This window comes from Undibacterium sp. JH2W (genome assembly GCF_049340425.1).
Taxonomy (GTDB): Bacteria; Pseudomonadota; Gammaproteobacteria; order Burkholderiales; family Burkholderiaceae_D; genus Undibacterium.
The window spans coordinates 191,529-211,362 of sequence record NZ_JBMPOT010000007.1; the positions used below are offsets into that span (position 1 = coordinate 191,529).

Annotated in this window: 17 protein-coding genes; 7 read left to right on the forward strand and 10 right to left on the reverse strand. The window is 49.1% G+C overall.

Features of this window, described 5'->3' with window-relative positions:
- Window positions 1-5 precede the first annotated feature (5 nt).
- Both ACO0LC_RS12260 and ACO0LC_RS12265 read right to left on the reverse strand, forming a co-directional pair.
- Complete coding sequence (locus ACO0LC_RS12260) at window positions 6-716, reverse strand: hypothetical protein (protein ID WP_423003371.1); 711 nt, start codon at window positions 714-716, stop codon at window positions 6-8.
- Complete coding sequence (locus tag ACO0LC_RS12265) at window positions 703-1,224, reverse strand: hypothetical protein (protein WP_423003373.1); 522 nt, start codon at window positions 1,222-1,224, stop codon at window positions 703-705. Before ACO0LC_RS12265 ends, ACO0LC_RS12260 begins: the two co-directional genes overlap by 14 nt.
- A gap of 504 nt (window positions 1,225-1,728) precedes the next feature.
- On the opposite strand from ACO0LC_RS12265, the gene ACO0LC_RS12270 reads away from it, so the two are divergent.
- The gene (locus tag ACO0LC_RS12270; RefSeq protein ID WP_423003375.1) at window positions 1,729-2,247 is read left to right on the forward strand and encodes a tetratricopeptide repeat protein; all 519 of its coding nucleotides are present in this window, start codon (window positions 1,729-1,731) and stop codon (window positions 2,245-2,247) included.
- 132 nt (window positions 2,248-2,379) lie between these two features.
- Here the strand turns inward: ACO0LC_RS12270 and ACO0LC_RS12275 are convergent, their stop codons facing one another.
- A complete protein-coding gene (locus ACO0LC_RS12275; RefSeq protein WP_423003377.1) occupies window positions 2,380-6,588 on the reverse strand; it encodes a hypothetical protein in 4,209 nt (1,402 codons plus the stop codon).
- Between the two features lie 124 nt (window positions 6,589-6,712).
- Here ACO0LC_RS12275 and ACO0LC_RS12280 point away from each other — a divergent pair, with 124 nt between their 5' ends.
- The 3 genes from ACO0LC_RS12280 (at window position 6,713) to ACO0LC_RS12290 (ending at window position 9,288) form a co-directional block, all read left to right on the forward strand.
- Entirely contained in the window at window positions 6,713-7,279 is a 567-nt protein-coding gene (locus tag ACO0LC_RS12280) for a hypothetical protein (protein WP_423003379.1), read from the forward strand.
- Window positions 7,280-7,513: 234 nt separating this feature from the next.
- On the forward strand, window positions 7,514-8,686 hold the full coding sequence (locus ACO0LC_RS12285) for a serine hydrolase domain-containing protein (RefSeq protein WP_423003381.1): 1,173 nt from the start codon (window positions 7,514-7,516) through the stop codon (window positions 8,684-8,686).
- 71 nt (window positions 8,687-8,757) lie between these two features.
- Window positions 8,758-9,288: a porin family protein gene (locus tag ACO0LC_RS12290; RefSeq protein WP_423003383.1), complete on the forward strand. Its 531-nt coding sequence runs from the start codon at window positions 8,758-8,760 to the stop codon at window positions 9,286-9,288.
- Window positions 9,289-9,374: 86 nt separating this feature from the next.
- Here the strand turns inward: ACO0LC_RS12290 and ACO0LC_RS12295 are convergent, their stop codons facing one another.
- The 4 genes from ACO0LC_RS12295 to ACO0LC_RS12310 form a co-directional block, all read right to left on the reverse strand.
- On the reverse strand, window positions 9,375-10,205 hold the full coding sequence (locus tag ACO0LC_RS12295; RefSeq protein ID WP_423003385.1) for a hypothetical protein: 831 nt from the start codon (window positions 10,203-10,205) through the stop codon (window positions 9,375-9,377).
- Between the two features lie 79 nt (window positions 10,206-10,284).
- Window positions 10,285-10,656: a hypothetical protein gene (locus ACO0LC_RS12300; RefSeq protein WP_423003387.1), complete on the reverse strand. Its 372-nt coding sequence runs from the start codon at window positions 10,654-10,656 to the stop codon at window positions 10,285-10,287.
- A 120-nt stretch (window positions 10,657-10,776) separates the two neighbouring features.
- Window positions 10,777-11,169, reverse strand: coding sequence for an MAPEG family protein (locus ACO0LC_RS12305; RefSeq protein WP_423003389.1), 393 nt, complete (start codon window positions 11,167-11,169; stop codon window positions 10,777-10,779).
- A 136-nt stretch (window positions 11,170-11,305) separates the two neighbouring features.
- The gene (locus ACO0LC_RS12310) at window positions 11,306-12,265 is read right to left on the reverse strand and encodes a ribonuclease Z (protein ID WP_423003391.1); all 960 of its coding nucleotides are present in this window, start codon (window positions 12,263-12,265) and stop codon (window positions 11,306-11,308) included.
- A 181-nt stretch (window positions 12,266-12,446) separates the two neighbouring features.
- Between ACO0LC_RS12310 and ACO0LC_RS12315 the strand changes: the two genes are divergently transcribed.
- Complete coding sequence (locus tag ACO0LC_RS12315) at window positions 12,447-13,727, forward strand: GNAT family N-acetyltransferase (protein ID WP_423003393.1); 1,281 nt, start codon at window positions 12,447-12,449, stop codon at window positions 13,725-13,727.
- Between the two features lie 50 nt (window positions 13,728-13,777).
- Here the strand turns inward: ACO0LC_RS12315 and sodC are convergent, their stop codons facing one another.
- Window positions 13,778-14,290, reverse strand: coding sequence for a superoxide dismutase [Cu-Zn] SodC (gene sodC, locus ACO0LC_RS12320; protein ID WP_423003395.1), 513 nt, complete (start codon window positions 14,288-14,290; stop codon window positions 13,778-13,780).
- A gap of 374 nt (window positions 14,291-14,664) precedes the next feature.
- On the reverse strand, window positions 14,665-15,366 hold the full coding sequence (locus ACO0LC_RS12325) for an ArsR/SmtB family transcription factor (RefSeq protein ID WP_423003397.1): 702 nt from the start codon (window positions 15,364-15,366) through the stop codon (window positions 14,665-14,667).
- Between the two features lie 75 nt (window positions 15,367-15,441).
- On the opposite strand from ACO0LC_RS12325, the gene ACO0LC_RS12330 reads away from it, so the two are divergent.
- Window positions 15,442-15,825 (forward strand): RidA family protein, encoded by a 384-nt coding sequence (locus tag ACO0LC_RS12330; protein WP_423003399.1) that lies wholly within the window; start codon window positions 15,442-15,444, stop codon window positions 15,823-15,825.
- 304 nt (window positions 15,826-16,129) lie between these two features.
- Window positions 16,130-19,066, forward strand: coding sequence for a site-2 protease family protein (locus tag ACO0LC_RS12335; protein WP_423003401.1), 2,937 nt, complete (start codon window positions 16,130-16,132; stop codon window positions 19,064-19,066).
- Between the two features lie 207 nt (window positions 19,067-19,273).
- Here the strand turns inward: ACO0LC_RS12335 and ACO0LC_RS12340 are convergent, their stop codons facing one another.
- Entirely contained in the window at window positions 19,274-19,807 is a 534-nt protein-coding gene (locus ACO0LC_RS12340) for a hypothetical protein (protein ID WP_423003403.1), read from the reverse strand.
- Window positions 19,808-19,834 lie beyond the last annotated feature (27 nt).

The following is a 19,834-nucleotide window of genomic DNA, read 5'->3' on the forward strand; positions in this document are numbered from 1 at the left end:
GGATCTCATCTTCCTATCTTTAAGCCCAAGCCCTCGGCAGTCGATGGTTCCACTGCCTGCGTTTTATCTCCGACACGTTCAAGAAAAACGACACGGATATCACTCTTTCCAGCAAGGTAGTGAATCATGAGACTGGCAAAGTCGTCACGGACGAGATATATCTTGCCAATAAACTCAGGCGTAATTTTCCCATCACTGCGTTCAATTATGTCGGCTATCAGTGTATCAGTTTGTTGAACAAGAAATTCACGATATTGGTTTGTAAGAGGCCGCAATGCCACTCTGGTAGAGCGATTGTTTTCAGCGGGCAGTATGGTGCGTGTATAACCGGTCATGAATAGTAATGCGCATGGGCCAATACAAAACCCCCGTGCCGCGGTCGCCAGATGATATTGTTTTATTCTGTCGTGCAAGCCCATGATGGCATCAACATCGATCTCGGGGCCATCCATCACGCCATCAAATTCTAATCCAGTTATCTTGGGCTGAGTTTTGATAGCAAGATCAAATTTCTCCAGCAAAGCTTTATCAATTTTCTTTTCTACACGAAAATACTGGATCGTAGCTGGTGTAGATACACTAACTGGCACTGGTACCTGCGCCACGACTGGATAGAAAGCGGTGGACATGACTATGGCCAGGAATATATAGGCAATGCGCTTAAACATGGGTTGCGAAAAAATTTGACGGTTTTTAAAATGCTTAATCATCGACATTGATTCCTAGATCGGCAGGCGTGGCATCACTCAACTTGACGCGCTTGGCACCATATTGCGCTTGAAAGAAGATATAACCACCATCCACAGGCTTGCGATAAATGTAGATGCCGCCGCTTCTGTCTGTGGTTTCGTACATTTTATTCAGCAACTCCAAGGGAAACTTGCCAATACTGCGTTGATGCACGATAGAGATCAGGTCGTCGTTATAAGTGCGTTGAAATGCACCATCGATACCAGAATGGATGGAGTGCATGAGCAGCACAGTATCTTGCCCGCTCCTGGCAGGTAACAGAGTGCGCTCATGTCCCATCAAGAAAATGTAGGCACAAGTGGAGGCGCATAAACCTCTTGCAAACGTGCGCATTTTGTTTTGATTGATGCGCAATTGAAATTGATAGGCGACATCTGCCGCAATTTTACTTGCGCCAGGTACATCTACTAATTCTATCTCTTTCAAATCCGGATTTGCTTTCAATGCAACATCCAGTGCAACGACATGTTCCATTGTCAAGGCATCTGTCACCAAATGGCGGGTTGACGTCGGAAATTCAGCTGCATTCAATATACTTGTACTGAAACTCAAAACGATAATCGCAGCAATCTGCATAAGAAATTTCCGGCAATATCGCGCCGAGATTGAAGCATGTTTTTTGCTGAAGAGAATATTCATTGAATGTGGCCTATTTGAATGCGCCATATAGTGATTTAATGTAGTTAATTGTTAGTTTCTCATTTTACGACAAAGTAACAAAAGTACATTAAAAAAATTAAAACGCTACTCAGTATGAATTCAACAAAGGAAATGCAAAGTGGAAATTGCCCAGCCATTAGATCTTCATCCAGGTGACCTGATCATTCGTGAGAAAAAAGCCAGGATGGATAGCAATTAAAATTCTCGCCATGGATACTGGGCCTGATGGTGATGCCACAGCGCATTGCCTGACCTATGAATCAGCCTCCGGAAAACCTGATATCACCTCCTTGCAAAAAACCAAGGTGAAAGTATGGCATGCGCCAATCGATGCAAAACTTCGCTACAACTTGGGAACGCATAGGGAATAGTCAGGCAACAGAAGAAGAGTTAATTGGCTTTGTCGAGTACCTGAAACACACTGACTTTCCTCGCTATGCAAGCTTCACGAAACAAGATATATCGACAATCATCCGTCAGGCCAATGAGCATTACCAGCTTGCTCATGCAATGGGTGAGCAAGGAAAAAGAATTGATGCCATCCGTGAATATGGTAAAGCTGTTGATCTTTTTCCCTTGTTCTTTGAGGCAGTTGATAACCGTGCTTTCACCTATATGGAATTAGGCCTGTTTGAACAAGCACTCAGGGATTTTGAAGTTTCTCTCTACCTTAACCCGGATGGCATGAGTGCCTTTTTTTCCAAAGGTGAATGTCTGTTAGGACTGGGTAAATTGACGGCAGCGGAAGATATTTTTTCGGAAGGAATCAAGCGCTTCCCTGAGCATGCTGCATCATTTCAGCAATTTTTGCATCGTGCCAGGGAAATGCAAAAATAATCGAAGTTTTATACGTTTAAATTTGATTCTGCCTTTTCTAGCGAATCAAAAAATGACAGGCACCCAAACGACTTCCTTGCTCTGCTGAGCGTAAAAAGGTCAGACATTGATACCAGTGCCTGACCTTTTGCATCATGTCTGATGATCTGCTGCACCACCATCCACATTCGCTGCAACTTCAGGCGATGGAATTTCCGCTCGCTTAGCGCGTTGCTTTTGTTTCCACAAGCTCCCGCTGGCAAATGCCGTCCATCCCCATTTTAACCAGCCCAGCAAAGACCAGGCCAGCCAGAGTGCCCAGACCAGCATGAGGCCGCGATAGGCCAATATGGGCAAAGACAATACCCACGCTGTTTGCAGCTCGGCACTGGCTCTATCGACATACCAGATCAGATTGTCCGCGCTCGAGGCATTGCCACTGACTTGCATATCAGCTTGCCCCAATAAACCGCTTTGCACGGCAGCTAGTAAAACTCCCAGCAATATCAGAGTCAGCATTGCCAGGCCGATCTGACGCAGATTGAACAACCATCTTGCGCCTGGCTTATCGCTTGATTTTTCACGTAGTGCAAATGCATAAAACCAGGCTATCACCAGGGCCGCACTCCACCACTCGACTTGCGTCAACCCCAGCGCCAGCAACAACCACTGGCGGGTCGTGACTGGCAAACCGGCGAAACGCCCAAGGGCAGCAGCAACCAGCAGCAAGACGATCAGTTTGCCCCAAAACAGGATGGCAGGCCCCATGCCTGGGCCGCTGGCCAGCAAGAGCCAGCGATCATGCGGCAGTTTTAATTGCAGCGTATTATTGACACTGGCTTGCTGCAGATGGACTGCAGCTGTCGCATAGCTGATGTTCAAACCATGGTCCAGACGCCATGTCACTTCTATGTCTTGCCCGCCAGGCAGCACCGGCAACACCAGTTGCCGGCCATTGGCACGTAAGGGGCGGACTTGCTGATTGATGCTAACGCGTTGCAATACCGCCGCTTCCGGCAACGTCAGACTATACTCACCACCGCGGCTGCTGCGCACATGCAGCTTCAATAAATAGTCAGTTGCCCTGCTGCCTGGGCTGACGATCAACTGACTGGCATCAATGGTCAACGTCTGCCCTCGCATGGCTTGCGGACGCTCTACACTGATAAGCAAAGCCTCCCCGGGCCATGGGCGAAATACCATGTCAGAATCTGCGTCTTCATTGGCCTGAGGTGGCAGACCCGTAGTGCCTATATGCCAGATGCTTGATGCGGAAATAACCCAGGTTTCCACCCAATTGCTTTGCTGGCTGGCGTTCAGTTTAATCTGCGCAGATTGTGGCAGCTTGGAGTGCCACTCCATGCTGTCGGCCTGCGGCCCCAGATTGACGGCGACCATGCCATCTTTGATGTTCAAACCAGCCGTGATAACGGCCTCGCCAGGCAATAAGGGAATTTGTGCCAGCGCGGGTTGCCCCATAGGCGACTGGCGTGAGACCGTAGTTTCAACTTGCCATTCCTTGTCCAGTATCAAGCGTCGCGTGACATGCAAGAAATTTGGTAAGGCTGAAGCTTGTTCTTTATTGCTGGCCTTGATGCGGCGATTGAATTGCAGGGTATCGGCGATCTCTGCATCTTCAGACAAACCGGCCACATCCCAGCCGTCGGCATGGACTTCAACATGCCGGGGTTTTTGGGGTAAAGGCAGTTGCAGGGTGTCGCTTTGCATCAACTCACCAGACAGTTCCAGTCTGTGACGGCCAGCAGGTGCCAGCAACCATATCACGCCATCATTGCCGCGACGCATATAGGCTGGCTTGCCATCCAGTCTGGCTTCGGCTGGCAACCAGTGTTTGATGCCACCTGGCATGGGCAGAGCCGTTTCTATCGCGGCATCTATATCCAGCCCCAGCCTGACGCTATTGCCATTGATTTGCACCAGCATGCGCGGAATTTCCACACAATCCGGCAGGCATTCAGCTGGGCGTGTGAGCTTTTCCTTAAGTTCTTCCAACTGCTCTTTGCTTGGCATCTGAGCATGTGCGGGTTCGCTGTAAAGCCCACTCAAACCTGTCAAGCTAATGATGCTGCTCATAAGCAGGATGGACAGGATTTTGCTCTGACCAGGCCAGCGCCAGCTACGCATGGAAATAGTTGCACCAGTTGCGGGCCCTGAGCCCCTGCCTTTCCAGGCCCCACTTACACAAGCCAGTAACATGGCCAATGAAATCAAACGCAGCAAGACCAGCAATTTATTTTCCCAGGGTGACAATAACCATAAATCCAGCTGCTGATCTTGTTTGACTGGTCCATCAAACACCAATTGATGCGAACGCCAATTCCAGGCTGGCAAGCCCGGCCCGGTCTGCACCTTGGCATCCGGGTCCATAGTTTGATAGTTAGTCGCTCGTGAGCCAACAGATGACCTGGCCTTGGCAAGGCTAAATGATTTTGCTGCATCGGCTTTGGAAAGTTTGTCGACTGATCGGCTTTCCTCCGTCAAACTTGGACTTATCATCTTGGCAGGCGGTGGCGGCGGCGCATTGCCACCTTGCACTTCTGCTTCAGCCGCTGGTGCAACGGGTTCCGCTACTACCATTGCAGGTAGAGGTGCTTCATATTGCGCGCTTCTTTTATACAAGAAATCATTATTGCCGTCGTTTTCAAGCACAGGGTACAAGGCGGAACGCACTTGCTGCGTTGCGAATGATAATGTCAGCAATACCAGCACAAGCAAGCTGGCTTGCTGGAAACGCTTGATCCATACTTGGAAACGTCCATCCGGCGAGGCTCGCAAAATAGCCGTCAACACCAGCAAGACTATCCATGCATAGCGCGGCGCATCCATCTCTTGATATGATAAAACCAGGGCAAGTAAGGCCAATGTGCCCCATGGCTTACCCCATAATTTCCCCGTGGCCAGTGCGATCACCAGCACCAGGAAAAAGTCGAGTAAATTCCAGCGTGACAGCCAGGCACCTTCAGCTCTGTCCGTACCACCTGCATGCAATAAACGCCAGCCAGCAGGCAAGATCAATTCTATGCCTACTTTATCAAAATCCTGTTGCCATGCCACCGCAGTCAGCTTGCGTGCGCCATTGCCAATCACACTGTCGGCACTCAGATCGATACTGCCACGTTTGACTTCTATACCTGCCAGCTTGTCATTGCCCTGGGTGATCAATTGATCCTGCCCGGACAGGCTGACACGTCCCAGTTGTGCGATATTCCCCATCATAAGACGGCTGGAGCGACTGATATCGCCCTTGATCTGATCATTCATGGTCAAGGTGGACCCATCAAAGCTTAGCCACAAACGACGGTGCAAGGATAGTTTATCGGGTGCCGGATCAGTATCGCCGCGGCGTATCTCTTTGAACGCAAATGTACTACCAACATGCATGAGGTAGGCAGGCAAATTGCGCCACTCTTGTGGCAAAGTGGTTTGTTGCGGGTCAACGGTGGTCGGGCCTTCTATCGTCGCGGTACGTAGCAAGGGTGAGGCCTCATAGGACCAGACTTCTTCATCGGCGATGAAGCCCTTTCCCTCAGGCAGGGCAAGGTTCTTGGCGGGGCCAGGGTGACGTGCCAGCAGGCGAATTTCCCAGGTACCAGCCCTGACCTGTACCGTCATGCTGCCATCCGGCTTTAATGCGGCAGGCAAGGCCGATCGCAACTCAAGCGGTATCAAGTCTGGCAAAAGCGCGCGGCCCAGGCTGACTTCCCTGCCCTTGCCGGATACATCAAGATGGAGATAGGTTTCTACCGTGACAGGTACACCATCCGTGATCTTGCGAAAAGTCCTGAGCTGGATTTGCTCACCACTGTCGGCATCCGCCTTAGGTTGCAGCCATAATTGATTGCTTTCATCCCGTACCGGAAAGCTCACCAGCCTGCCATTCAATTCCAGCCTCAGCAAAGCAGCGCTTGCTGGCAAAGGCAAAAACTCTGGCACCGTACCCCAGATAAAACGCCCAGTCAATTTGTGGCTACCACGCTGCAGTCTGACAACCGGCATGTCATCGCGAACCATCACGGGCTGAGCTTTGCCATCTACGCTGACATCCTGGGGCCAGTGCAATGCACTGCCAGGCAAATAAACCCAGGTATCGCGAAACACTTGTAATTCCTGGTTAAAGCTCGCGCCCTGAGCCTGGACTTTAAGTTCGAGCATGCCTGGCCATGCACATTGTTTGTCATCGGCCTGGCCTTGCTGCGGGCAGCCAAGATTATCTACCCCATCCAATGCCCACGGCACCCAGGTCTTCAAAGGTTCTGGCACGGCATTCGCAGGAAAATCAGCAGCATTGCTGATTATAGAGGTGCAAGTGATGAATAAGGCTGCCATCCATTTTTTGAACATTTTTTTTCCTGGGTGTTGACTCTTGGTCGCATCAATTATAGTGATATATTTTGCAATGACCATCAAGTCCAGCAATTTTTTATTGCTGCCCAGTTTTCACTTGCACATTCATCTCCAATTTCTCATGCGAATATTTGACACTTGTATTTTTTCTCTTGCACTCGCTGGCGTGACTGGATTGACCGGGTTGATTTGCACCGATAGTGCTGCCGCAGCAGACTTGCAGATCACCGATGCATATAAAAATCCTGCATATGGGTTCAGTATTCAATTTCCACGCTTACTCAGAATTTGTACTACACCACCACCTGCACCCAATCACGGTTTTGTTGCCTTGCTACGCACGGATACTTGTACTGATGGTGCATTCGAGCAAAGCACACATCTGGAATTATTTGTCAGATATGACGCCCTCACCATGGCACTATCAACAGCAGAACTGGCGGGCGAATTGTGTGACAACAAGACTGCCAAACGCAGCAATATACGCATTGCCGGTTTGATTGTGTATCAGTGTCAGTCAGTACTTATCGGTGATTTGACGATGTGGCGCTATTTCTTCCTGCGCCCAAAAAAGAATGCCACAAGTCAGATATACAGCCTGGACCTATACTCACATCAGGCATATGAAAAACAGGATCAGTGGGTCCAGAAGCAAATGCTGAAGCGATTGAAGTTCACGCAAAAATAGTGCAACAAGGTATCGATTAATTGTTGCAAGTATTACCACGCGATACTTGTTGTTTTATTAAATAATACTTTGCACGAAAACATAGTCTATTGACAAATAAATAGTAATACTGCGCCCGCTGCATTGCCTACACGAAGTCACATTGAGATAGGCAACAACTGACCGTGGCGCAGCCTGTCTTCGTTTCCCTGCTGAAGATGCTGACGGCATACTTTTTAAGATAGGACTATGCATATGCGTTTGAATACCAAACTTATTGTCATCTGCCTTAGTGGCATGCTCGCTGCCTGTGGTGGTAGTTCCAACTCTTCAACGCCTGCGATTACTCCCGCCGTGGAAGTACAAAAACCAGTCGCACTATTATCTGGTGAAGCCTTGCGCGCCGAAGTCGAGCGCTTTCGCAGTAGCAATAACTTGCCGGCTGTTTCTGTGACTATCGTCAACCAGGATAAAGTAGAAAACGTCGTAACAGGCACCAGGCAGGTCAATGGAAGCCAGAGTCTGCAAAGTACCGACCTGTTCCAGTTGGGCTCGCTGACCAAAGCTGCCACCGCCACCATGATAGGTCGTTTGGTAGAGAAAAAAAAGTTACGCTGGGATAGCACGATAGCCGAAATATTCCCTGCCTGGCGCACGCAAATCCGTCCTGAGTATTTGAACGTCACCGTAGAACAATTCTTGCGCCACCGCTCTGGCCTGCCACGCGAAGTGAATGACAGTACTATAGAAAAAGCGCTGCCCTTGCTGACTGGTGACTTGCTGGCTGATCGTCGTTCGGTCGCAATATTGATATTGCAAGATGCACCTGAATATGCCCCCAATAGCAAGTTCGTGTATTCCAATATAGGTTACGCCCTGGCAGGTCTGATGGCTGAAGTTGCCGGTGGCGACAGCTATGAAAACCTGATGCAAAAAGAGGTCTTCACGCCGCTCAACATCAAAGGACGTTTTGGTTTTCCTGAAGATGTAGGCATCAACAATAATATTGGCCATACCCTGGTCGCTGGCAACTGGAAAGTCACGCCACCTGTAGTCGATCCCCGTTACGCATTTTTTATCAATGCTGCTGGCGGCATGAATCTGAACCTGACTGACTACGGTGTCTTTTTGCGTGAACACTTGCGTGGCTTGCAAGGGCAAAGCAATTATCTGAGTCAAGCCAACTTCACGCTGATGCATACGCCTATAGACAACTATGGCCTTGGTTGGGGTATCACCAACGTTAAAGGTCTGGGAAATATCAGCACACATAGCGGTACAGAGCTGACTTACTACGCAAGCAATAGAGTTATTCCCAGCAAAAACGTTGCGCTTGCTATCGCCTGCAATTGCTATGACACAGACACCATTAGCAAGCTGGATAATTTTACGGATTCTTTATTGCGTCCATTATTGCCGCAGCAGTAAAAACCAAGTAGAAAATTAATGCATCATCACACTATGGCATTGCCATTAATTTAATCGTAACAAGGAAAAAAATGAAGCTGACCTTTATTTCACTGGCTAGCAGTTTGTTAGTAATCTCATTAAGTGCTTCTGCTGCCGATGGCGGGGAAGAGCAAGGATTTTATGCGGGCCTGGACGTGGGAAAATCAAGCGTCTCGTCCAAAGTCATCAACGATGGCAAAGACCTCATCGGTGGTATCAATGCCGGTTATCAGCTCAATCAAAATTTTGCGGCAGAAGTGTTTTATCGCAGTATGAGTTTTCGCATGCTGGATGGTTTAATTGGTGACAAGAACTATTATCCCAACGGCCATATTGGCATTGCTGCCATAGGCAGGGTTTCTGTCTATGAAAAATTGGGCGTCTATGGCCGCGTGGGCATAGGCCAAACGAGCATGAAGGCGGATTCCAAATCACTTGCAGACAAACGCGAGACTGAAGGCAGCTATGGCATTGGTGCAGACTATCAGATATCACCAAAATTCAGCCTGAAGCTGGAAGCAACACGTTTTGCCAAAAGCGAAGTCACTACCACCACTTTGGGTGCACAATATCGATTCTGAGCACCAACGCTGGTTTCCTGAGTATTGGTTGAGCTTAAGTTGAGTTCTTCTTGCAGCCTGTGATACAGGCTGCCCCCTTGTCCAGCTTACCGATCAGGTAGCAATTTTTTCCTGCTATGAAGTTGATAAACACCTGCAGCAGGATCGTAGTGAAATACCTGCTTGTCGTGTTTTCTTTGAGCCGTGAGTTCATAATTGATATAGGACTCGCCATCCGGATCGGCATCCTGACCAATTTCTTTATTACTAAAGATTCTGGCAGATGTTTCCAGCATCAAGTCGCCAGGTGCAGTTTGCCCTTTTTTAATTGACCATGTAGTTTTCAGGTCATAGCACTGCACGGGTTGAGTCTCGATATCATTGTAGCGTTTGCGTAATTTTTTACCGGGCACTTGCTTCATTCTCTCTTCACAACCTAGCGTACCTTCTGTACTCGAACTAATCATTAAACCTCCCTCTGACGTGATAGTACTGACTTGCTGTTCGTCTATTTTAAAGAGTGATAAATTTGTCCCTTCCTCGCCACCACCGGCCTGATGCGAGTAGACTGCCAAAGCAAAATGACCTGGCCATAATTCATGGAGGCTGGTGTCATCAAAACGCCCAAAGATACCCAGAAAATCCACTTCTTCCTGCCTCTTATCCAAAGACCAGTTCTCGCCTGTACGCTTGAACCAATAGGCACTGAGCACACCTGGCATACCATGCCAGGCACCCACAGGCTCGGCAGCCAGCAGCAAGACAGCACGGCTATCATTTAATTTAAGAACATGCAAGGGTCGCAGCAGCATCTGCTCTTTACCCTTGTGGTCAGGGTTTAACTTGATGAATGGGTGTTCAATTGCCTTGTCTTTTTCAGCAGGCTTCCAATCCTTGAAAACCAGAGCAGTCAAAGCATCTTTTTCCAAAGTAGTCACTGAGTCGGTCCTGGAGCAAGCCATCATGACAAGACCAAAAAAACATAGTGCCAGCCTGGATGCAGGCAAACGTAAAGTATTAAGCATGATGAGTAAGGAAAAAACGGACCAAGGCCAGCGACACGGCAAATGCATAGCCGCAGGCAAAACGATACTTGAATATCCCAGGCGCATCCCCTGTACGCCAGGCAGTAAAAGCTCCAGCCAGGAAACCCATCAGCACAGGTGTCAGCAATAAATTGGCAATACGGGCGTGGCTGTCATGCAAGAACGCCTGAGGAAAGATCCATATGCTGACATAACCGGCAAGAACACCAAATGCGATATACACAATGACTGCCAACCAGGACGGCAAAAATTCGCGGCTACGACGCTCCACGCCTGAAGAAACGCCAAATTCCAATACTTCAAATACCAGTTGCAGTAAAACTTCAAAGATAAATTCTATCATCAGCTTCCATCATGCTAAGGTAATCCCACACCTGAGTATGCCTTACCTCTCGAAATATAACTTTGCCACCAGATCAATGACAAAGCCAGGAGTTTGCCCAAACCTGCAACTGCAAACAATTTAGTGCGTCAACAATTGCAAGGCCACCATGGCTTGCGCAACAAAACCAGAGACAAAGGCCAGTGTGCGCACCCAGGGTATGCCCAAGGTATAGCAGACAGCATGCACCAGTCGCGCACCAAAATACAGCATGCTGGCATTGGCGATAACAGCGTTGGACACATTCATGGCATTGGCGAGCAGGATCAAAGTCGCAAATACCACCAGGTTTTCTACCGCATTGCCATGCGCCTTCATCATGCGCAGTGCCCATTTGGACTGGGTCTTGCCGTTGTCGGGATAACCAACTGCGGCCAGCAAGCCACAAGTCAGTACCCGGTCAAGGATATAAGGTATCCACAATACACCTGTCAGTATGGTGACATAAACAAGGTATAGTAATTCTGTTTTCATGTTCGCTCCTCACTCGTCTGGTTTATCGCTGAACCGAAGAGCGGTCAATACTCTTCAGTGTCAGCGATTATGCTATGCATACAAAAAATATGCTTATTTTTTCAACAAGATGAGGGATAGGAACAACAAGCAAGATTTAGTCAAGACGGTTCAACACACCTGCTTTGTCAAGGTGGAAGCGGGCAAAATCCTCCGCCAGGAAGAGATTACCCTGATAGTGTGCCCTGGCCTCAGCCTCGATGTCACCGATGAAAGGTGATTTCTCACTATCAGCCTGATAGCGTGCACTGAAATGTGTCAACACCAGATTTGGCAAGCCAGCAGTCGCCGCAAAGCTGGCAACGGCTGCAGCCGAACAATGCTGGACACGCGCCCCGACTTTCTCAGCAACCTCCTCTGTATAAGTCGCCTCATGCACCAGTACCTGGGCATCCTGGCTGGCTGCCAGTAACAAGCCGGGTTCATCATTGTCACCGCCGACGATGATGCTGCGCTTGGGATGGGGATGATGCAAATAATCAGCGCTGGCTAATTTTTTTCCCTCGTGAATAATATCTTCCCCTTTTTTCAGGCGTCCCCACAATGGGCCTGCTGGCACACCCTCGACCTGTAATTGTTCCGTATTCAGCACTGCTTCGGTATGAAGCTCGCTGAAGCGATAAGCATGAGAAGGCACGCGGTGCGACAATTTGATTGCCTGCACATTCACGGCATGGTCTTGCCAGGTAATGGCGTCATCGACATCCGTGAAAATTAATTCATACGGCAGGAAAGATTCTGACATCGTATGGGTAGCGTGCAACCAGGCTTGTATGCCTGCAGGTGCAATGATATGCAAAGGGGTTTTACGACCATGCATGGCCGCACTGGCAAGCAAGCCCGGCAAGCCATAACAATGGTCACCATGCACATGCGTAATAAAAATCGCCTGCAAGCCATGTACCGACAAAGGCGTCTTCAATAACTGATGCTGGGTAGCTTCACCACAGTCGATCAAATACCATTCACTCCCTCGCTCAGGCAGCAAAGCCAGGCCAGTAACATTGCGCTGACGAGTTGGGGCACCTGCGGAGGTGCCTAAAAATAAAATATCCACAATATCCTTACACTTGATTACCTGCCTTAGCAACTGAGCTCATAGTGAGCAATAATTCTGCCATTGCTTTTTTTGAGTAGCGGTCGCTGTTGCAAATTCTAACAATACAGTCCCGCGCATGCTGTTCTGCATGCTGAAATGCGCTTATGATGCAAACTCATCATTCATATAAGCCTGAGACATGAAAATTCCTGCTGCCTTGCAATCCATTACCAGCGCTTTAAGGGAACGCCAAAAAGAACGCAAGCGTCTACGCGGCCCTGCTGACTTGTATTATGCCATTGCTGATTCCATCAGTATGCTTGACGCCAGCTCCTGGCAAGAATTGGCAGCTAATTCTGGTTTTTTCATGTCGCTGGAATACCTGACGGCGCTGGAGCAAGTGTTGCCACTCAATCTGTCAGCCCGCTATGCCCTGATCTTTGACGGCACAGGTATAGACCGGCGCGCCATCGCTGCCGTCTATATGCAAATTGCCGATATCAGCCTGGCACAAGCCAGGCCAGAAAAATCAGCGGAGACAGACAAGAAATGGGCACTGCCACTGGATCAACTGGCCCAGCACGCAAAACAACGCGTACTCACTTGTGGCAATTTCCTGAGCTTTGGCCAGCATGGCATTGCCTTTGCAAAAGAGGTGGATCCCCAATTGGCATGGCATGGCGTCGTCGAAGTCTTATACCGTGTACGCCAGGCAGAAAAACTTGCAGGCAAAACCCATTTTGTCATGATCAAGGATTTGCACGATCCCTATATAGATCAGGCCGCACATCTGGAAAATCTCAGTTATCGCTATATAGAAACCGAACCTAACATGGTGCTGGACCTGGTACCTGCCTGGAAAAATTACGACGACTACCTGGCTGGCCTGGCCTCCAAATACCGCAGCAGTATCCGCAATGCCATCTTCAAACCCATGGATGAAGCAGGCTGTACCGTGGAAAGACTGGCTGATCTGACACCAGTGCTCGATGAGATATTTACCTTGTACAAGGCAGTACAGGTCAATGCCAGCTTCCGTCCCTTTGAATTATTGCCAGAATACTTTCCCGTCCTGCAGGCCACCGCTGGCGATAAATTCCGGTGCAGCGTCATCAAACGCGAAGGACATCTACTGGGCTTCCTGATCTCCGTCGCCGATGGCGAAACGGCGATTGCCTATCACATAGGTTTTGATCGTGAAGCCGCCGAAGAATTGCCTATCTACCTGCGCCTGCTGCATGCGGGTATCGCCGATGCCATCGACCTGGGTTGCAAACGGATTTCTTACGGCAGGACGGCGCTGGAACCGAAAGCCGCACTTGGCGCCAAACCGCAAACCTTTGGCGTGTTTGTACGCCACCGCCAGCCAGTATTGAACAAGCTCATGAAACGCCTGCTACTGGGCATAGAACATGAAGATGCTCCTGACCGCAACCCCTTCAAAAAAGAGAAAGCGGCCAAAAACGAAGTGCAGGTTTAGTCATGTTTTCAAGGCTGCCATCATGTAAACGGCAGCCTTATTGATATCACTCAGGAAGCGCCACACACCATGCGTGCGCCACCACCACCCAAAACAGCCGGATGATCGGAGTGATTATCACCACCTTCATGTATCATCAGTGAACGACCTTTGAGATCAGCCATCTTCAAGCGCGGGGCCAGTACTGGCTGAGTGGCATTACCACTGCCATCAACATACAAAGCTGGCAGATCGCCCATATGACCATCACCCCATGGTGTGCCATGGTGATTACTGTTTTCAGGATCATAGTGACCACCCGCGGCCAGTGCAGGAACCATCTTGCCGTCTTTTTCCTTGCTGCTGCAATCTGCATTCTGGTGCACGTGAAAACCATGCGAACCTGGTGTCAGACCTGTCAAGGCCGGTGTGAACACCAGGCCATACTTGCTTTCTGAAACCACGACCTGGCCAAGCTTGGCACCAACACCAGCTTCACTGACTTGATTCATGGTGATAGTAATGTCAGCCGCTGCCACCAGTGGAAGCGCGCTCAATAAGCAAAAAAATAATTTAGTTTTCATGATGATATTACCTAAAAGAAACTCAAATAACGCCAGCATTGCGACGCGAACGGCGAAATATACGCGACTGGCATGAGAATGACAATTTCGAAACTAGGTTGATAATCATGAATTACAAGGCGTTACAAATATATCTTGCATTGTTACTACCCTTAGCAATCCAGCGTGACATAAGACCGTGCAAGCTTCGTCTTTTTGATAGTCAGGCCGAAATCTATGTTCGCTATGTAATTCCACAAAAAAGAGTTTAGACACTTAAACAGAATTAAAATCTGCCTGAGTCAGAATAGTCTGCGGTTCTCAAGGGCGCAAGATAGCAATTCGGGTTTGAAAGCTAAAACTATACAAATCATTGCGCTATAGCTAACGCATATTCAAGCCTCAAGTATTTGCCGGAATGCCTGCTGGCCTTTGGGAGTAATACTGAGCACGCGTGAACCCTGGTTGCGCAAGACCCAGGCTTCGCGGACAAACAAGGCCAATAATTCTGCCCCCAGCACGCCAGCCAGGTGAGGCCTACGCTGTGTCAGGTCTATGCAACAACGAGCATAGACACGACGGCCAGGCTGATGCTGACGACTATCAATACCCAGTCCTGCCAGCTTGTCATGACCATGAGCAGTCAGCTTGAAATCCTTGGCTTCTGGCTCCAGCCATTTGCCTTTCAACATGGCATCCAGCAATTGCACCGCCAGTTCACCCGCCAGATGATCATAACAAGTCCTGGCATGTACAAATTGGCTGGGCATGCTACGCACCAGTGCAGGCCGGGGTGGCTGGCGTGCATCAAGGGTATGGGTTACTGCACCGAGCGTCGCCATAGACTCTATGAGACTGGCGGCTTCAGTGCTGGCGATACGAAAATAGCGATGACGCCCATGCGCCTGCGACATTAACAGGCCACCATCCACCAGCTTGGCAAGATGGGCACTGGCCGATTGCGCCGAGACATTGGCAGCAAATGCCAGCTCCCCTGCCGGACGCGTGGTGCCATCGATCAAGGTCCAGAGCATGGCGGCACGCGCCGGATCTGCCAGCAAAGCAGCGATACGTGGAATATTTTGCGCATCATCCATACTTCATCCTGGGCTGAAATGTCGGGACTACATCTTGCCCATAATAGGCATCTCTGTCCACAACGAAAGATGAACATGCATATCATCCACAATATAGACGTAGCCAGCCAAATCGGTAAATACAGTGACGCCAGGGAAGTGAGCGGCCCGGCCCGCTGGTTATTCACCTCGGGCACACCGGGCCTGGATCAGAATGGTCATTTACCTGCAGATATCAGCAGCCAGGCAGATCTGGCCTGGCGTAATATTGTCAAACTACTGGAAAGCGCCCATATGACAATGGCGGATGTCGTCAAAGTCACGCATTACCTGATACGCGAATCCGACATGGCGGAGTATGTCAAAGTACGCGCCAAATACCTGGGGGATGCACGTCCTGCATCAATGATGCTGATTACCCCTGCGCTGGTGAAACCTGGCTTCTTGCTGGAAATAGAAATCATCGCTGCTCAGTATTGAGCTGCAAAATCACACGTGAAAAATCCCTGGTGCGAACACTTGTGCGCGCACCAGGGACTGCCCTGCACGTTGATTGATCAATATCAGTCTGCAAATGCCAATTGCATAAGACAGAATATTAAAAAACATACACAAAAACTATCGAAATAACAAAAGACGTTTATGCAGTGCCAATTCGATTACTATTTCTGATATTAAAACTACTGATTTACCCTCCGAATGCACTCATGCTCTCGCATTTTCACGCTATTTAGCTGACAATGCGGGTGATACTTTGCTGGTGGAGATTTGGGTGGAAATTGGGATGGACCTCGTATGGACCGTAGGTGTAACGGTCGTCGCCGTCGTGTTATTATTGCAAGTGCTGGTTCTGCTCATAGGCATGAACCGTTTACTCAAATTGCAGTTATGGGCCCCGCGCAAGACCGCCAGTCTGCGCACGGCCTGTGGTGATCTCTTACCTGTACTGGACGCTGCGCGCATAGAAATGGAAGCGGCAGGTTTTCGCTATATGCATAGCTGGCGCGAACGCTCCATGGTCGCTGCCAATGATATTCCAGCCAGCTACTGTGATGTCTATCATCACCTGGGCCAGGATGTGCATGCAGAAGTTTATCCTACTGAATCCCCTTACGATAAACGCCTGTATACCATCTATCTCTGGAATACCTATATTGATGGTAAAGCCTTACTCACCGTGAATGGTGGCATGCTACATACCATAGTGCCCTACCCATCACGTGTTACTGTCATCGATGATAAAAGCAAGGATTTTGCTGGTCAGCTAGCCACCCATTTGCATGTGCGCGAGCTGATTACCGTGCAACGTAGCGACCCTGCTGAAGCCCCTCAAATCGCACAAAACCTGGTTGAACGCTGGCTGGTACGACTGGAAAGAGAAGGCAAAGTGTATCAACGCAGCCAGCGTGGCGATGAAACGATCTATGGTTTTCGTATTTTGCCAGCCTTGAAAATGGCCTGGAACATGCGCAAGGCCAATCAACAAAAAAGATCCCAGGTCTATGCATCCAATACTAACCTCGCTGCAGATATTGCCGTAGCCCGCCAACTACGTGACCGCTATGCTTTTATGCGTACGCTATGCGCCTTGCGCTCCATGCAGGCTCCACGCTGGTATCAATATACTGGCTTTACCCTGTCTGCACTTGCCTTCCTGGCACTGGGTGCCTGGTGGTGGGGTCTTGCGGGAGCAGTGCTCATTGGTGCGATCATTGCACTGCATGAAGCCGGTCATTGGCTGGCGATGAAGCTGGCTGGATTTCGCGATGTACAAGTATTTTTCATACCCGGCATGGGTGGCGTCACCAGCGGTGAAAAACATGAAGCCCGCCCCCTGACACATATGCTGGTCTACCTGGCTGGCCCCATGCCTGGTTTGATATTATCACTTGCCAGCTTTGCCCTGATTGCCTGGCAACCAGATTTATTGAACACTACATGGGGGCCTTATCTCTCCATGGCCGCGCTGGCCTCACTATTGGTCAATGGCTTCAACCTCTTGCCAGTATTACCACTGGACGGCGGCCGCATCATAGAATTGTTAATCGTCGCCCGCCTGCCATGGCTGCGTTTTCTTTTCTCACTTGCCAGCGGCCTGGCCATGCTGGTCTATGGCTTGAACCTCGGTGACAAGGTGTTACTGGGAATAGGCATGTTGATCGTGTTCAGCGCCCGCTTTCAATTCAAGCTTGCCAGAGCAGCCTCTTTGTTATTACAGCAAAAAGTACCGCCTGCGAAAGGCAATAAAAATTTCGCCAGGGAAGCAGGTGATTTATTTGATTTCCTGAGTCATGCCAGCTTTTCAAAATGGAACTATGCCAGCAAGCTCGCAGTAGGCCAAAATTTATTAACACGTTATCTTGGTGGCTTGCCAGGCTGGAAGGAAAGCAGCGCAGGATTAGGTATTTATCTGGCTTGCATCATATTCCCCGTCGCGGCCTTACTTGGCTTATTTTACGCATCACCAGATGCCATGCTACACATGGCAGGGCAAGGTTTTTCTGGCATATTGGCGAAGAATGATACAGCTGAACCCGTGAAATTGAACCAGGCTCAGGCAAGCAAATCGTGGGAGGAAGAAAGAAATATCCTCAGGCAAACTCGCGCTGACAAAATCGCTGCCGCCCAGGGCGATGAGAGGGCTAGCATACTCAAAAATGCATTCGAAGAAGCCGGTGATGATGACCCCGAGGACGCTTTGCGCATCGCCAAAATTTATTATGCTGAAAACAATAACTCCGTGCAGGCGACTTATTTCCATGCAGACGCCGCATTTGCCATGGCTATCGCCCTACGTCAGTGGTCTGGTCAAGACGAACAGGACAATAAGAGCAAGAATGACACAGACATTGCCAATTACCTGCAAGAAGCAGAAGCCATCTTGCGCGCACGCCTGCATACCCAGGGTGATAAGAATGATGCGCGCTTATTGGCCGAGATATTACAAACGCGTGATAGCGATACAGATAACCCGACCCAGTTGATACTAAGACAGGAAATCGTCAAGCTGTTTGCCAAAGACAAAGACCAGGATGACACTCAGCTTCTGAGGGCACATCAAGCACTGGCCCGTAGCTACTACACATCTGGCCGGGCAGCCGAAGCCGCACAAGAATTGCAAATGGCAGAAACAGATTACGACTGCGCGACTAAGAAAACCGATAATTATTTATGTCACTCCTTAAAACTGAATCAAGCCTGGTTACTGGTCGGTGAGAAGAAATTTGAAGAAGCCAAGCAAGTACTCGCTCCCTTTGCCACAGTAACGAAAAGTCGGTCAACAGACCAGCAGTCCAGCCTGGAAGAGCATCAGATAAAATGGCTGATCGCCATATTACAAAAGAATTACAAGCAAGCCAAACAAGAGGCGTTGGCAGTCAATCAAGTGTTTTTACCAGATACAGGCAACTGGCTGACTGATGTACTCTTTCGACGCATGCGTCCCGCTAGCAGTTACCACGCAGATCTGATGCTAATTGAGAGTTTACGCGGTGCTGGTGATCAGGACGAAGCCACTAAAATAAACGAGCGACTGCTGGAAACGCAACGCAAAAAACATAGCGAATACGCCGACTCCAGATCTACCAACTCAGAACGGCCATGCACGATCAACACCTCTGGAAGCGCATGGAAAAACCCGTTACAACAAAGCCTGCTCAGTATTGAGCAAAGAGAAACCAAGTGCGTGCCGCGCTTGAATACGAATCAAATATCACGTTAACTTTTCATGCTGAAGCGATGCTTATGAAAATTGGCTAAGCTTCAGCATTTATTCTCATCCTCAACTTTAGCTGATAGAGGGAGCGTTTAAGTTCAATCAAAAAACAAGAGGCGTCTGCTATTTATTAATAAGCGTCCTCAACATCAATTTCCCTTCAAATATCAAGCACTCCACACCATTTGGCAAGCGACGAACAAAGCAGGCTACTTAAAAAAGATTTTCCTCAAAAGAGAACACATGCTGAAAGCCTGCCTTAACAAATACATCTTGCATCATCTTTCCAGCAAACGCGATATTGTAACAATGTTGGGTATACCACTGCGCCTCTGCACTATGCCGGCCATTAATAATAATCTGTGCTGTTTCTCCCAACTCCATGCACAGTGAGCGTACAGGATTGTATCGTTGGGGCATGCCATGAAAATTCTTGTCCCAATGCAGTCGCGCCAGTAATTGATTTCCCATCACCTCCACCAGCAAGCCATCAACTTTACAAGGCAAGGTCGATGCAATTCCAGTGCGCACAGATGAGCAAGTAAATTCTCCATGATGCGCCTCATGAAAATCACGTCGCTCTATCACTTGTGAAGAGCCTGCCTGCAGTGATAATGGAAATGCACGGGGAATTTGGTTACGCCTGTTTGCCGCGGGATAACTGCGGCTGCGTTTGCTCCAGCAAACACTGATGACTTGAATGGCAAACTGAAATTCTGCCTCAACTTTTCCTGTACTGCTTGTCATAAAAGACCTTTCCTCATATTTGCATTG